Below are 15,734 nucleotides of genomic sequence, written 5' to 3'. Positions count from 1 at the left end.
ACTTGATGGCTGTAGTACAAAACGCAGCCGGAAAGTCAAACCTTCCACACGCCTGTGCATTGGCAGACGGGGATGTTGTGGCGAAGTGGAAAAAACAGAGTTTATTTTTACTTATTTATTGCTTTTGGATGAACATAGGCTTAAATTCATGATATTTTTCAAAATGGGACTCATCTACACGTATGAAAGCAGATCCGATTTTGGCATGAAGATAAGGGATAATATCGCTGTCGTAATTGCAGATGGTGTTGAGTGCAAAGACATGATGATTATCCGGATTGTCCATATATTCGTCATCTTCATTACCAGCCATGAATCTCCAGCCACTGTCCGGATTCCCTTCTGTTGGCTCTTCGCGGAGCATGTAGCCGACTTTGTAGCCTTCTTTTGTGATCTTATCGGAAACGATACAACCTTCCCCATTCGGCTCGTCCCATTCGATTAGATTTTCAATCGGAATTTCGATAAATCCCTGCTCTTTTTCTGCCATTTTTTTCCAGTATTCTTTTAAAATATGAAGCAATGCTTTTGCATTTTCTGTTTCTGTGGCAGAATTGTATTCCTTCATCTCACTAAAAGTTCCGGATTCACTGACGATTCCAAGAAGCCATTTTCCAAAGAAAGATTTCTTGAATTTAAAGATCATACATTTGATCCCATCCTCATCCTCAAAAGAAGCTGTATACTCAATCTTCGCCGGTTTCCGCCCCAGCTCAGCCGGATCAGCCAACCAGTTTTCAAGTTCCTCCATAGCATTCACAATTTCATTATTCATAACTTTGCACCTCACTACTTATAATAATTCCATGTTGATTGATTTTTCTGTAAAGCCATATTTTTTGTACATTTCATATGCAGCAACATAAAAAGTTTCTCTACCTAAAGCATCCTGAAAAGCATCCAAAGAGAAAAAATTCTTACTTTCTTTGTAAATATCAGGCCGCCAGTTCACATGCAAAGCCTGAACCTGATTCAGGATATGTACTACACTGTCAAAATCACTGGTTTCCGCAGGTCTGATAATTATATCCATATATGTCCTCCCTCGTAAAACATGAAAAAATATATACCTATAATTCAGTATACCATAAACCCAATTATTTCAATATAGAATATGTTCTTTTATAATTTAAAAGATTTGCTACTCATAGCAAATTATATGGTAATCAAAAAACTAGTAAAGTAATTTCCACACAACAAATATCATCTCTTCATAAAAACATTTTAATAAATAACCTTTTCATCAACAAATTTCAACCGCACATTTGCCAAGCCACAGGACAAACGTCCGCCTGGCGCCCGTCCTGAACAACACTCAACTTCGCGAGTAGAGTTCCGGGGCACAGGCTGTCCGGTGCCGCCACTTGCCGCTTCCTTCCCCGTTACCTCCCTGTTACATTCCGAATCCGCCCCGGAGACAGGATTGCCCGAAAATCGTCCCCCTTCCACACCCACCTCCCAGGAACCCCACTCCCCCATACCGCATACACTAAAGCATAGAAAAAAGAAATGGAAGTGTCAGACATGGACCTGAGATTGCCTTATTATATGATGTATCCGATTCCATACGCATTTGACGAAGACAAAATCCAGAAGCGCGACCGGGAATACCTGCAAAGTATGTATCCGGCAACAGCAAAAAAGATTTTTCCATATATACAGGAAGAATGCGACCGCCAAGAATATGAAGGAAGCATGATCTATGATGAGTACCCGGATAAGCTCCAGCTGTGCCTGATGTGTCGCAGGGCGTATGAACAGGTCATGAAACAGGAAAAATGGGAAAAAGAGACCTATACTCCGGAACAGATCCGGGAGATCGTAGAAATTCTGATGTACCAGGAATTGATGGAAAGAAGAGGAAAAGGCAGGCGGCAACAGGAAAAAACAGTTGCTTCATGCACAGGACTTGTGCTATAATATCGTCCGATATAAAAATGACAGCATCTGAAACACAGTTTCGGTAAGGAGTGAGCCAGGGTACATATGAAGAATATTATATTTATCGGAATGCCGGCAGTTGGAAAAAGTACCGTCGGAGTGGTAGTCGCAAAGCGGCTTGGATACGAGTTTATTGATACAGATCTGTTGATTCAGAAGCAGGAGAACAGACTTTTGCGGGAGATTATCGCAGAAGAAGGTCTGGATGGATTCTTAAGTATTGAGAATCAGGTCAATCGTGATGTGGAAGCGGAACATGCGGTGATTTCCCCGGGAGGAAGCGTAGTTTACTGTGAAGAAGCAATGAAGCATTACAAAGAGATCGGAACCATTGTTTATCTGCATGCGTCATTTGAGGTTATCAATTCCAGACTGAAGAATGCAAAGAAAAGGGGAGTTGCACTTCGGGACGGGCAGACGCTGAAGGATCTATATGACGAAAGAGTAGTATTATTTGAAAAATATGCAGATATTACTGTTTCAGAGGATGGACTGGAGCTGGAAGAAACCATTGAAAATGTAATGGAAGTTTTGGAAAATCAATAAATTTTTTAAAGAAATTATTACAAAAGTTTTACGAAAATGAAGAAAGCAAGATAAATAATTTTGCAATGAATATAGAAATATGCTATACTGATATGTGATATAGAGGATTATTACAAAAAGCTTCATACAAATCCTGAGAGATCTGGAAAGAATAAAAAGTATGAGGTTTTTTATTCATGAAATAATAAAGAGTATGAATAGAGTGTTTGACAGAAGTATAGAACAGGATATATTTCAGAGGGAAAGAAATCGTTAATTGAGGTGCGAAATGGAACAGTATATTATTAAGGGTGGCAATCCGCTGGTCGGCGAAGTCGAGATCGGTGGAGCAAAGAATGCAGCACTGGCAATTCTGGCAGCTGCGATTATGACAGATGAGACAGTTACTATCGATAATCTTCCGGATGTCAACGATATCAACGTTCTGCTGGAAGCAATCAGTGGAATTGGTGCCGAGGTTGACCGTATTGACCGGCACACAGTCAGAATCAACGGAAGCAACATTGAAAATTTTGATATAGAATATGATTACATCAAGAAGATCCGTGCATCTTATTACTTGCTCGGAGCACTTCTTGGTAAGTATAAAAGAGCAGAAGTCGCTCTTCCGGGAGGATGCAATATCGGAAGCCGTCCAATCGACCAGCATCTGAAAGGTTTTCGTGCGCTTGGTGCTTATGTGGATATCGAGCATGGCAAGATTATCGCAGAAGCAGAGCGTCTGATCGGAAAGCACATTTATTTTGATGTGGTAAGCGTAGGAGCTACGATCAACGTTATGATGGCAGCATCGATGGCAGAAGGACTTACGATCCTTGAGAATGTGGCAAAAGAGCCTCATGTTGTCGATGTGGCAAACTTCCTGAACAGTATGGGAGCGAACATTCGTGGAGCAGGTACGGACGTGATCAAGATCCGCGGTGTATCCCGCCTTCATAAGACAGATTATTCTATCATTCCGGATCAGATCGAAGCCGGCACATTTATGTTTGCGGCAGCAGCAACCAGAGGTGATGTGACTGTTATGAATGTCATTCCGAAGCATCTGGAAGCTACGATTGCAAAGCTTGTTGAGATCGGATGTGAAGTAGAAGAATTTGATGATGCAGTGCGTGTTGTGTCCAAAGGAGATCTTCATAATACACAGGTGAAGACTCTTCCATATCCGGGATTCCCGACAGATATGCAGCCGCAGATCGGTGTTACACTTGCTCTTTGTAAAGGGACAAGCACGATTACAGAAAGTATTTTCGAGAATCGTTTCAAATATCTTTCAGAACTTGCAAGAATGGGTGCAAATGTCAAGGTTGAAGGCAATGCAGCGACTATCGAAGGCGTAGATAAATTCTCGGGAGCAAGGGTCAGTGCACCGGATCTTCGTGCAGGAGCAGCACTTGTGATTGCAGGAATGGCCGCAGATGGCATTACGATCGTAGATGACATCGTATATATCCAGAGGGGATACGAACGTTTTGAAGAGAAGCTCAGAAGTCTCGGTGCAGTGATCGAGAGAGTTTCTACAGAACGTGAGATCCAGAAATTCAAGTTAAAAGTAGGTTAAGACAGGAATTCCTGTTTTGATAGAACATATTTCCCAAAATGTATATTGACGGAAGGTATGGACAGTGTTATGATGTGTAGCGGTAACAATTAAATACGCTTTCTCTTATTCAGAGTGGTGGAGGTACAAAGGACCTGCGAAGCCACGGCAACCCCGGTAAGCCGGAAGGTGCCAACCTGAGCGAGCAATCGAACAATAAGAGGATTGATGATGAGATATCAGGTCAGTCCTTTGGGGCTGACCTTTAAATTTGCATAGACAGAAGAGAAATTCTGTTTGTCGATTTTCATTATTCCAGAGATAAGAGAGGCAGATACAAAGAAGAAAAGAAAGGAAAAAAGATGGAGAGATTATTATTTACTTCTGAATCAGTAACTGAAGGACATCCGGATAAGATGTGCGACCAGATTTCCGATGCGATCCTGGATGCACTTATGGAGCAGGATCCAATGAGCCGTGTAGCTTGCGAGACATGCGCGACTACAGGAATTGTTATGGTAATGGGAGAAATTACTACAAATGCATATGTAGATATTCAGAAAATCGTTCGTGATACTGTTCGCGAAATTGGTTATACAAGAGGAAAGTACGGATTTGATGCTGACACATGTGGCGTTCTGACGGCAATTGACGAACAGTCAAGCGATATTGCTATGGGTGTTGATAAAGCTCTTGAAGCAAAGGAACACAAGATGTCAGATGAAGAATTGGAAGCAATCGGTGCAGGAGACCAGGGAATGATGTTCGGATATGCATCTGATGAGACAGAAGAATATATGCCTTATCCGATTGCTCTTGCACACAAACTTGCAAGACGTCTTACAGAAGTAAGAAAGAACGGAACACTTCCATATCTTCGTCCGGATGGAAAAACACAGGTAACAGTAGAATATGATGAAAATGGAGTTCCGGCCCGCCTTGATGCAGTAGTACTTTCTACACAGCATGATCCGGATGTTTCACAGGAACAGATCCATGAAGACGTGAAAAAATACATTTTTGATGAAATCCTTCCGGCAGATATGGTAGATGAGAATACAAAATTCTTCATCAATCCGACCGGACGTTTTGTGATCGGTGGACCACATGGGGACAGCGGCCTTACCGGACGTAAGATCATCGTAGATACTTATGGGGGAATGGCGCGTCACGGCGGTGGAGCTTTCTCAGGAAAAGACTGTACAAAGGTAGACCGTTCAGCAGCTTATGCAGCACGTTATGTTGCTAAGAATATCGTAGCAGCAGGAATTGCCAAAAAATGCGAGATCCAGCTTTCTTATGCAATCGGTGTTGCACAGCCGACATCTGTCATGGTAGATACTTTCGGAACAGGAAAGATTGCGGATGATAAGCTTGTGGAAATCGTTCGAGAGAACTTTGACCTTCGTCCGGCTGGAATTATCAAGATGCTTGATCTGAGACGTCCGATCTACAAACAGACAGCAGCTTACGGACACTTTGGACGTAACGACCTGGATCTTCCATGGGAGAAGTTGGATAAAGTGGATACTTTGAAGAAATATCTTTAATAACAGGTTCTGAATTTGATCGTTTTAGAAAAAATTTAGAAAATTTTACGGGTGCTTTGATGTGAAGCACCCGTTTTTATGATATGCTATTAGTTATCAGGCAGACTTGCGTGAGCGCCATACGGACCTCATAACCGGGCGTGCACGATGAATGGAGGATGAATATAGCATGAAACTAAGGACGAAACTGGTGATTTCTTTTGTGACGATGATCACGATACCGACTATCCTGACAACGGCATTTATATTTGGAATTGCGCGTTATCAGATCGGAGTCATTGAGCATACTTATGGAATTACCGGTGAGGAATATAAAGATTTTGCAAAATCCATCAGAGTGTTGGGAGATATGCCGGAGATCCAGCAGTTTATTATAAGCGCATGTATCGCAGTAGTCCTGATTCTGACATTTACAGCGATGATCATGATGGTGTGGATTTATGGAAGTATCATCAGTCCGATTCACAAGTTGCAGGAAGCAGCGCAGAACGTAGAAGAAGGCAATCTGAATTTTGAGATCAAGCCGGAAAAAGATGATGAGATGGGACGGCTGATGCAGGCATTTGAAAAGATGCGGATCCGTCTGAGAGATAATGCAGAGGAGAAGCTGAAGAGTGACCGGGAAAGCAAAGAACTGATCAGCAATATTTCCCATGACTTAAAGACGCCGATCACAGCGATCAAGGGCTATGTGGAAGGAATCCGTGACGGGGTTGCAGATACGCCGGAGAAGATGGAAAAATATATCGGAACCATTTATAATAAGGCGAATGAGATGGATACGCTGATCAACGAACTGACCTTATATGCGAAGATCGATACAAACCGGATCCCGTATAACTTTGCACCGCTTTCAGTCAACGATTATTTCAATGACTGTGCCGAAGATATTGAGATGGAGCTGGATTCAAAGAATGTAGAGTTTGGTTATTTCAATTATGTAGAGGGTGATCAGAAGATCATTGCAGATCCGGAACAGTTAAAGAGAGTGATCAACAACATTGTCAGCAATTCTTTGAAATACATGGAACGAGAGCACGGGCTGATCAATCTGCGGGTAAAGGACGTAGGTGATTTTATTCAGGTAGAGCTTGAGGATAACGGAAAAGGAATCGCAGCGAAAGATCTGCCGAATATATTTGACCGGTTCTACCGGACGGATGCTTCAAGGAATTCATCCAAGGGCGGAAGCGGAATCGGTCTTTCAATCGTGAAGAAGATCATTGAAGATCACGGTGGCAAAATCTGGGCGACCAGCCGGGAAGGTGTTGGCACAGTGATGTATTTTGTAATCAGAAAATATCAGGAGGTACCGATAAATGAGTAAGATTTTAATTGTAGAAGACGAAGAGAGTATTGCAGATCTGGAGAAAGATTATCTGGAGCTGAGTGGATTTGAAGTAGAGGTTGCAAATGATGGACAGACAGGGCTTGATAAGGCGCTTTTCGGTGATTTTGATCTGGTGATCCTGGATCTGATGCTTCCGGGCGTGGATGGCTTTGAGATTTGTCGTAAGGTTCGTGCGGAAAAGAATACACCGATCATCATGGTATCTGCGAAAAAAGATGATATCGACAAAATCAGAGGACTCGGACTTGGGGCTGATGACTATATGACCAAGCCGTTTAGTCCAAGCGAGTTGGTGGCAAGGGTAAAAGCACATCTGGCACGTTATGAGCGGCTGATCGGAAGTGCCGTGGAAGAGAATAAGGTGATTGAGATCCGTGGACTTAAGATTGATACCACTGCACGCCGAGTGTGGGTAAACGGAGTGGAGAAGAATTTTACCACAAAAGAGTTTGATCTTCTGACCTTCCTTGCCAGTCATCCGAACCATGTATATACCAAGGATGAACTTTTCAGCGAGATCTGGGATATGGAATCCATCGGAGATATCGCAACGGTAACTGTGCACATCAAGAAAATCCGTGAGAAAATTGAATATGATACCTCAAACCCACAGTATATTGAGACAATCTGGGGTGTGGGATATCGTTTCAAGATGTAATGAAAAAGAATAAAAGGAAAGAGATTACAGTATGATAACCAGTACAGGAAATGCCAGGGTAAAACAGCTTGTTACATGGCAGAAAAAGAGAAAGGCACGTGATGAAGAAGGCGTCTATATCGTAGAAGGGATCCGGATGTACCGGGAAGCTCCGCGTGCGCAGGTGAGAGAGGTTTATGTATCGGAGCAGTTTTACAGCCGATATGGAGAAGAGCTGGGACTTTCGGCATGGGGAAGACAGATGGAAATTCTGTCAGATCATGTATTTTCCCACGTGTCAGATACAAAGACACCACAGGGGATCCTGCTTGTGATGGAGCAGAGGAGCTGTGAGATATGTGAGATGCTGGATCTGGACGCGCAGGGAAGGAAACCGCTTTTGATGGTGCTGGATAATCTGCAGGATCCGGGAAACCTGGGAACCATTCTCCGTGCGGGGGAAGCGGCAGGCGTAACCGGCGTGATCATGAGTCACGACTGTGTGGATATTTACAATCCCAAGGTGATCCGTTCAACGATGGGATCGGTTTACCGAATGCCGTTTGTGTATGTAGAGCATTTGCCAGAAACCCTGGAAGTACTTGCAGAAGCCGGGATTCATTCCTATGCGGCACATCTGAAAGGAAAGAACAGCTACGATCAGGAGGATTACACAAGAGGGACAGCATTTTTAATTGGAAATGAGGGTAACGGACTTCGGGATGAAGTGGCAGATGCAGCAGAGTGTTATATCAAGATTCCGATGTGTGGAGAGGTAGAATCACTGAATGCGGCGGTTGCATCTTCGGTTCTGATGTTCGAGGCGGCAAGACAGCGACGGTAGTGATGAGGGGAAATCAAGCGCAAAGGAGAGTGTGATTTGATGAAACCGATAATCGATTTAAATAAAGAATATGGATTGGTATTCGATGGAGGAGGAGCCAGAGGTGCGTATCAGATCGGTGCGTGGCGGGCTCTTTCGGAAGCTGGTGTGAAGGTCAGTGCAGTAGCGGGTACTTCTGTGGGCGCCCTGAATGGCGCCCTTGTTTGTATGGGAGATCTGGAGAAAGCAGGACATATCTGGAAAGAGATGGCATTTTCCCGTGTTATGGATGTGGATGATGAGTTGATGGAACAGTTCTTTGATGGAGAGGCATCCATAAGAGAGATTTTGAAAGGTCTCTGGAAGAAGCTTGCAGATGGTGGAATTGATATTACACCGCTTAAGGAATTGATCCATGAGGTTGTAGACGAAGAAAAGATCAGGAAATGCGGAAAAGAATTCTGCCTTTTGACATTTTCTGTATCGGATATGAAGGAACTGGATCTGAGTATTGAAGATATACCGGAAGGTCTTCTGGAGGATTTTCTTCTTGCCAGCGCATATCTGCTTGGATTTAAAAATGAACCGCTGCACGGCAAGACATATATTGATGGTGGTGCGGTCAATAATGTGCCGACCGCGTCTCTTCTAAAAAGGGGATATAAGGATCTGATCCAGGTAAGGATCTTTGGTCCGGGAAGAGTGCCGAAGACGACGATTCCGGAAGACGGCTCTCTGTTGGAGATCGAACCGAGAGTAGGACTTGGCAGTATTCTTGAATTTTCGGCAAAGCGGAGCAGACAGAATTTGAAAATTGGCTATTATGATGCAAAAAGAGCGCTTTACGGGCTCACTGGATCGATTTACTATATTGAAGAAACACGAGAAGAGTGTTATTATGTAGAAATAATGAAGCTTTTGAGCGAACTTGAAAAGACGGAATATCGTTTCAAACTCAAGTTGCCGATCGGCTGTTCAGACAGAGAGTTGTTCTATGGAATGCTGGAGGCAAGTGCGAAGCTCATGAGAATTCCAAAATATAATATTTATACAGCAGATGAACTGTGGAATGAGACGAGCAGAAAGTACGAGACTCTTACAGATGAGGGAAAAGAAAAACTGCCGAAATTCGTCCATGCGATTGCAAAGCTGAGAAAGGACTACAAGATGAATTTAAAAGGAAGAAGTTTTTTGAAACTGGAAGATTATACACCGGCAGAGATTGAATATCTCGTTGACCTGGCAGGTGAATTAAAGGCAAAGAAGAAAGCAGGAATTAAAGGACACAGCCTGGAAGGAAAGAACATTGCCCTTATTTTTGAAAAGCCATCTACAAGAACCAGATGTGCATTTACCGTAGGAGCACAGGATGAAGGTGGAATCCCGACATACCTTGCAGGTAATGAGATCCAGTTAGGCGATAAAGAGAGTATCGAAGATACAGCACGTGTACTTGGAAGAATGTTCGATGGAATCGAATTCCGTGGATTTGAACAGAGATACGCAGATGTACTTGCAGAGTACAGTGGAGTTCCGGTATGGAATGGTCTGACAGATACTACACATCCGACACAATGTCTGGCTATGCTCCTTACCATGAAAGAAGAATTCGGACACCTGAAAGGTCTGAAGGTTGCATACCTTGGAGATGGACGCAACAACGTTGCGAACAGCCTTCTGGTAGGATGTGCCAAAATCGGAGTAGATGTAGCAATCGTTGCACCGAAGCCACTCTGGACTTCGGAATCTCTGTGGAAGAGATGTGATGAATATGCAAAAGAATCCGGAGCAACTATCGAGATCACCGATGACCTTGATGGTGTAAAGGGAGCAGATGTCATTTACACAGACGTATGGATTTCCATGGGTGAAGAAAAGAAAGAGCAGGAAAGAGAGCGTCTCGGAAAGCCATATCAGGTAAATGCAGCTCTGATGGAACGTACAGGAAAAGATACTACAATCTTCTCACACTGCCTGCCGGCGATCAAAGAAAAAGAAGTTACCGAAGAAGTATTTGAAGGACCACAGTCAAGAGTATTTGATGAAGCTGAGAACCGTCTGCATACAATCAAGGCAGTTATGGTTGCAACTTTAGGAGAGAACGAATAATAAGCATGAAAGCGGAGATATTAAAGATGCTCCGGCAGAGCGATGGGTATCTGTCGGGGCAGCAGCTCTGTGACCACTTTCAGGTGTCCAGGACTGCTGTGTGGAAAGCAATCAATCAGTTAAAAGAAGAAGGCTATGAGATTGAAGCCGTGAGAAACAAAGGTTATCGCATTGTGGATATTCCGGATCAGATTACCGCGGATGCGATAAAAAGCTGTCTGGAGACAAAATGGATGGCGAAAAATCTGGAGTATTATGACGAGATCGATTCGACTAATAACCGGGCCAAAGCACTTGGCGAGGCCGGAGGTGCAGATGGAACTCTTTTTGTTGCGGAGACGCAGACGGCGGGAAAAGGAAGACGCGGCAGATGCTGGCAATCACCGGCGGGCAGCAGTATTTCCATGTCGATTCTGTTAAGACCTGTAATGAATCCGTCAGATGCACCGATGCTGACACTTGTCATGGCATATGCGGCAACGAAAGCTTTGCGTGAAAAGACCGAGTTGGATATAGGAATCAAATGGCCGAATGATCTGGTCGTGAGTGGAAAGAAGATCAGTGGGATACTGACGGAGATGAGCGCAGAGATCGATTACATCAATCATGTAGTGATCGGAATCGGAATCAATGTCAATATGGAGTCCTTTCCGGAAGATATTGCAAAGACAGCGACTTCACTGCGGATCGAAGCGGGCAAAGAATTTCGCAGGTTTGAGCTGATCGCTGCGATCATGGAGCATTTTGAAAAAGCCTACGAAGCGGTCTGCGAGGCGGGAAGTCTGGAGCCGATCATGGAAGATTATAACCGTCTGCTGGTAAACTGTGGGCGTCGGGTGCGTGTACTGGAACCGGAACATGAATATGATGCACTGGCACTGGGGATTGACAAGACCGGGGAATTGCAGGTAGAATGTGAAGACGGCAGCCGAAAGTCTGTCTTTGCCGGAGAAGTTTCGGTACGTGGAATTTATGGGTATGTATAGAAGGAGAATTTATGTATCAGGATAAGATCGTATTATGCGGAGCCAACTCTTACGAAGAAAAATTTTATATGAATCCGGATTTTGATAATCTGCCACAGCACATCAAAGATGAATTGAAGATCATGTGTGTGCTGTATGTACATGATGTCGGGGGAATCCTTACACTTGTATTTGAGGAGAATGGGGAGCTGGAATTTGAAGTGACTTCTGCAGAGGGAGATCCGATGTTTGACGAGATCGGAAGCCGTCTGAAGATCAAGGAGATTCAGACAGACGAGAAGAAGCAGGAGCTTCTGACACAGCTTCAGCTTTATTACAAAGTATTTTTTCTGGGGGAAGAGATTGAATGATAAAGACACTGACGATAGGAAATGTAGAGCTTCCGAACCGTTATGTGCTGGCACCGATGGCAGGGGTAACAGACCTGCCATTTCGTCTGTTATGCAAGGAACAGGGAGCAGGGCTTCTGTGCATGGAAATGATCAGTGCAAAGGCGCTCCGGTATAAGAATAAGAATACCAAGGCGCTGCTTGCGATCGATCCAAGAGAATACCCGGTATCACTTCAGCTTTTCGGGGAAGATCCGGACATCATTTCCGAGCAGGCAAAGCGGATCGAAGAACTTCCATTTCAGATCCTGGATATCAATATGGGCTGTCCGGTTCCAAAGGTCGTGCGCAATGGAGAAGGTTCGGCGTTGATGAAGGATCCGAAGCGAATCTATGATATTGTATATAAGACAGCGAGAGCGATCAAGAAACCGGTGACGATAAAGATCCGCAAAGGATTTGACGATACCTGTATCAATGCACCGGAGATTGCGAAGGTTGCAGAAGAAGCAGGTGCAGCGGCAATCGCAGTACATGGAAGGACCAGAGAACAGTATTACTCCGGAAATGCAGACTGGGAGATTATCCGTAAGGTGAAAGAAGCAGTGAAGATTCCTGTAATCGGAAATGGGGATGTGACAAGCGGACAGAAGGCACTGGATATGTTTGAGCAGACCGGCTGTGATGGTGTGATGATCGGAAGAGGCTGCCAGGGAAATCCATGGATCTTCAGGGAATTACTGGCATATGAAGAGACCGGATCCATTCCGGAAAGACCGGGCACAGACCAGATCCGGGAAACAATGCTACGTCATGCAAGACTGCAGATCGAGTTCAAGGGAGATTATATCGGAATCCGTGAAATGCGCAAGCATGTGGCATGGTATACCAAGGGAATGCAGGGTTCTGCGAAGCTCAGAGATGAGATCAATCAGGTGGAAAGTTATGAAGAACTGGAGAACCTTTTAATGGAAAAAATCGGATAGACATAAAACGTGTTCTTTCGCATGAGAGAATGCGTTTTTGCATATATTAAACCAGCAAAGAATTGTTGACACAGCCGCCGGAAATATGTATAATAATGAAATTGTGAAAGTAGCTTTAAATGCGGATAAAATCAGTATCTGCGGCTTGAATAGAAAATGATTTGTCGGTAAGTAAGGAGAATTATAATGGAAGCAAAGAAAACATTACTCACCTATACAGGACTTAAGAAACTGGAAGATGAGCTTGAAAATTTAAAAGTTGTGAAAAGAAAAGAAGTAGCAGGAAAGATCAAAGAAGCCAGAGAACAGGGAGACCTTTCAGAGAACGCTGAGTACGATGCAGCAAAGGACGAGCAGCGTGATATCGAGGCACGTATCGAAGAACTTGAGAAAATCCTCAAGAATGCAGAAGTTGTAGTAGAAGATGACGTAGATCTTGATACCATCAACATCGGATGTACAGTAGATGTATATGATAAAGAATTTGAAGAGGAAATCGTATTTCAGCTGGTAGGTTCTACAGAAGCAAACAGCCTGGAAGGTAAGATTTCCAATGAATCTCCGGTAGGAAAAGCCCTGATCGGTAAGAAAGTCGGAGACGTAGTAGCAGTTGAGACACAGGCAGGAGTTATTGAGTACGAAGTACTGAAGATCAATCGTTCAGTATAAGATGGTATACAGCAGAGAGAAGGAGTGAAAAAAGTGGCAACACAGCAGAACAATGGACAGGAACAGGATTTGAATCATTTAAGAAAGGTGCGCCGTGAGAAACTTGCAGAACTGCAGGCAAACGGACAGAATCCTTTTGAGATCACAAAATATGACGTAACACATCACAGCCAGGAAGTGAAAGACAACTTTGATGAACTGGAAGGAAAACACGTTGTACTCGCAGGACGTATGATGTCCAAACGTGTGATGGGAAAAGCATCTTTCTGTAATGTGCAGGATTTACAGGGAAATATCCAGTCTTATGTAGCAAGAGACAGTATCGGAGAAGAAGAATATAAAGCATTCAAGAAGATGGATATCGGTGATATCGTAGGTCTTGAAGGAGAAGTATTCAAAACAAAGACAGGGGAGATTTCCATTCATGCATCTGCTGTAAAGCTTCTCTCAAAGAGTCTGCAGATCCTTCCGGAGAAGTTCCACGGACTGACAAATACAGATACCCGTTATCGTCAGAGATATGTGGATCTGATCATGAACCCGGAAGTAAAGGATACTTTTATTAAACGTTCCAAGATCCTTACCGCAATCCGTAAATATCTTGGAAATGAAGGCTTTATGGAAGTAGAGACTCCGATGCTTGTACAGAATGCCGGAGGAGCAGCTGCAAGACCGTTCGAGACACATTTCAACGCCCTGAACGAAGACCTGAAGCTCCGTATCTCTCTGGAACTTTATCTGAAGAGACTGATCGTTGGTGGTCTGGAAAGAGTATATGAGATTGGACGTGTATTCCGTAATGAAGGTCTTGATACAAGACATAACCCGGAATTCACTCTGATGGAACTTTACCAGGCATACACAGACTATCATGGCATGATGGATCTGACAGAGAACCTGTACCGTTTTGTTGCACAGGAAGTTCTTGGAACTACTCAGATTGTATATAAAGGAATCGAGATGGATCTCGGAAAGCCGTTCGAGCGTATCACAATGGTTGATGCTGTTAAGAAATATGCAGGTGTTGACTGGAACGAAGTAGAAACTCTTGAACAGGCAAGAGAACTTGCGAAAGCACACAATCTTGAATTTGAAGAAAGACATAAAAAAGGTGATATTCTGAATCTGTTCTTCGAAGAATATGTAGAAGAACACCTTCTTCAGCCGACATTCGTTATGGATCATCCGGTTGAGATTTCACCACTTACAAAGAAGAAACCGGAAAATCCGGACTATGTAGAACGTTTCGAGTTCTTCATGAACGGATGGGAAATGGCAAATGCATACTCAGAGCTGAATGACCCGATCGATCAGAGAGAACGTTTCAAAGCACAGGAAGAACTGCTTGCACAGGGGGATGATGAAGCCAACACAACAGATGAAGACTTCATGAACGCACTGGAAATTGGTATGCCGCCTACAGGTGGTATCGGATTCGGTATCGACCGTATGTGTATGCTGTTGACAGGGGCTGAGGCGATCAGAGATGTGCTGCTGTTCCCGACAATGAAGTCCTTAGATGGTGTAAATAAGAAAAATGATGTAAATAATACAGCTTCTGAAGCACCTGAAAAAAATGTAAAAACTGAGTCTGAAAAGATTGATTTTTCTAAGGTAAAGGTAGAGCCTTTATTTGAGGAATTTGTTGATTTTGATACATTCAGCAAGTCAGATTTCCGTGCAGTAAAGGTTAAAGAGTGTGTTGCAGTACCGAAGTCAAAGAAACTGTTACAGTTTACGCTTGATGACGGAACAGGCACAGACAGAACCATTTTAAGCGGTATTCACGCTTATTACGAGCCGGAAGAACTGGTTGGAAAGACGCTTATCGCTATCACTAACCTGCCGCCGAGAGCCATGATGGGAATTGAATCCTGTGGAATGCTTCTCAGTGCAATCCATGAGGAAGAGGGCGAAGAAAAACTTCATCTTCTGATGGTTGATAACCATATTCCAGCAGGTGCAAAGCTCTATTAAGATGATGTAAAGATGTACCGTTTTACCGAATAGACGGGACGTACTTCATTTGATAAAAAACTAAAAAAACAGCGATTTACATCAAACTTACATCATTTGATGCAGAAATCGGTGCAAGCAAGAAAAAATCGCATAATTTGGAACATCAGCAGGAAAACAAGCACGAGCAAAGCGAGTATTTGTTTTCACCTGATGTGACAACGACAAAATCAAGGAGTGCGAAGCACGGCAACGGCAAAGCCGTTGGATTTTGGAGTGATAAAAGAGGGGCGTGTGAAAAAACGAAAGTT

15 protein-coding genes and 1 riboswitch are annotated in these 15,734 nt (G+C 43.6%); of the genes, 13 read left to right on the top strand and 2 right to left on the bottom strand.

The annotated features are described in order from the left end of the window. Nucleotides 1–115: 115 nt before the first annotated feature. On the bottom strand, nucleotides 116–775 hold the full coding sequence (locus PGR14_RS12915; protein ID WP_175305416.1) for a DUF2185 domain-containing protein: 660 nt from the start codon (nucleotides 773–775) through the stop codon (nucleotides 116–118). Between the two features lie 18 nt (nucleotides 776–793). Next, the gene (locus tag PGR14_RS12910) at nucleotides 794–1,033 is read right to left on the bottom strand and encodes a hypothetical protein (protein WP_270223531.1); all 240 of its coding nucleotides are present in this window, start codon (nucleotides 1,031–1,033) and stop codon (nucleotides 794–796) included. A gap of 491 nt (nucleotides 1,034–1,524) precedes the next feature. Between PGR14_RS12910 and PGR14_RS12905 the strand changes: the two genes are divergently transcribed. From PGR14_RS12905 to lysS, 13 genes are all read left to right on the top strand, one after another. Then, the gene (locus PGR14_RS12905; protein ID WP_055249050.1) at nucleotides 1,525–1,920 is read left to right on the top strand and encodes a hypothetical protein; all 396 of its coding nucleotides are present in this window, start codon (nucleotides 1,525–1,527) and stop codon (nucleotides 1,918–1,920) included. 66 nt (nucleotides 1,921–1,986) lie between these two features. After that, the gene (locus PGR14_RS12900; protein WP_008370092.1) at nucleotides 1,987–2,487 is read left to right on the top strand and encodes a shikimate kinase; all 501 of its coding nucleotides are present in this window, start codon (nucleotides 1,987–1,989) and stop codon (nucleotides 2,485–2,487) included. A 268-nt stretch (nucleotides 2,488–2,755) separates the two neighbouring features. After that, on the top strand, nucleotides 2,756–4,048 hold the full coding sequence (locus PGR14_RS12895) for a UDP-N-acetylglucosamine 1-carboxyvinyltransferase (protein ID WP_008370094.1): 1,293 nt from the start codon (nucleotides 2,756–2,758) through the stop codon (nucleotides 4,046–4,048). Between the two features lie 102 nt (nucleotides 4,049–4,150). Beyond that, nucleotides 4,151–4,250: riboswitch (SAM riboswitch) on the top strand. Between the two features lie 139 nt (nucleotides 4,251–4,389). Then, nucleotides 4,390–5,577 (top strand): methionine adenosyltransferase, encoded by a 1,188-nt coding sequence (gene metK / locus PGR14_RS12890; RefSeq protein WP_008370096.1) that lies wholly within the window; start codon nucleotides 4,390–4,392, stop codon nucleotides 5,575–5,577. 169 nt (nucleotides 5,578–5,746) lie between these two features. Further along, entirely contained in the window at nucleotides 5,747–6,904 is a 1,158-nt protein-coding gene (locus PGR14_RS12885) for a sensor histidine kinase (protein WP_022220505.1), read from the top strand. Next, nucleotides 6,897–7,586 (top strand): response regulator transcription factor, encoded by a 690-nt coding sequence (locus PGR14_RS12880; protein WP_008370100.1) that lies wholly within the window; start codon nucleotides 6,897–6,899, stop codon nucleotides 7,584–7,586. The genes PGR14_RS12885 and PGR14_RS12880 overlap by 8 nt, the downstream gene beginning before the upstream one ends. A 31-nt stretch (nucleotides 7,587–7,617) precedes the next feature. After that, nucleotides 7,618–8,409 carry a TrmH family RNA methyltransferase gene (locus PGR14_RS12875; RefSeq protein ID WP_270223530.1) on the top strand — a complete coding sequence of 264 codons (792 nt, stop codon included), beginning with the start codon at nucleotides 7,618–7,620 and terminating at the stop codon, nucleotides 8,407–8,409. Between the two features lie 39 nt (nucleotides 8,410–8,448). Continuing rightward, on the top strand, nucleotides 8,449–10,497 hold the full coding sequence (gene argF / locus PGR14_RS16280) for an ornithine carbamoyltransferase (protein ID WP_270223529.1): 2,049 nt from the start codon (nucleotides 8,449–8,451) through the stop codon (nucleotides 10,495–10,497). Between the two features lie 5 nt (nucleotides 10,498–10,502). Beyond that, entirely contained in the window at nucleotides 10,503–11,483 is a 981-nt protein-coding gene (locus tag PGR14_RS12865; RefSeq protein WP_055249061.1) for a biotin--[acetyl-CoA-carboxylase] ligase, read from the top strand. A gap of 11 nt (nucleotides 11,484–11,494) precedes the next feature. Continuing rightward, entirely contained in the window at nucleotides 11,495–11,833 is a 339-nt protein-coding gene (locus PGR14_RS12860; protein ID WP_008370111.1) for a DUF6145 family protein, read from the top strand. Continuing rightward, complete coding sequence (dusB, locus tag PGR14_RS12855; protein WP_008370113.1) at nucleotides 11,830–12,798, top strand: tRNA dihydrouridine synthase DusB; 969 nt, start codon at nucleotides 11,830–11,832, stop codon at nucleotides 12,796–12,798. Before PGR14_RS12860 ends, dusB begins: the two co-directional genes overlap by 4 nt. 186 nt (nucleotides 12,799–12,984) lie before the next feature. Further along, entirely contained in the window at nucleotides 12,985–13,467 is a 483-nt protein-coding gene (greA, locus tag PGR14_RS12850) for a transcription elongation factor GreA (RefSeq protein WP_008370118.1), read from the top strand. A gap of 33 nt (nucleotides 13,468–13,500) precedes the next feature. Next, on the top strand, nucleotides 13,501–15,444 hold the full coding sequence (lysS, locus tag PGR14_RS12845) for a lysine--tRNA ligase (RefSeq protein ID WP_175305418.1): 1,944 nt from the start codon (nucleotides 13,501–13,503) through the stop codon (nucleotides 15,442–15,444). Nucleotides 15,445–15,734 lie beyond the last annotated feature (290 nt).

This window comes from Coprococcus sp. AF99-45 (assembly GCF_027663865.1).
GTDB classification, from domain to species: domain Bacteria; phylum Bacillota; class Clostridia; order Lachnospirales; family Lachnospiraceae; genus Allocoprococcus; species Allocoprococcus comes.
The sequence above is the reverse complement of the archived record's forward strand: the minus strand, read 5'-3'. Positions and strand labels throughout refer to the sequence as shown.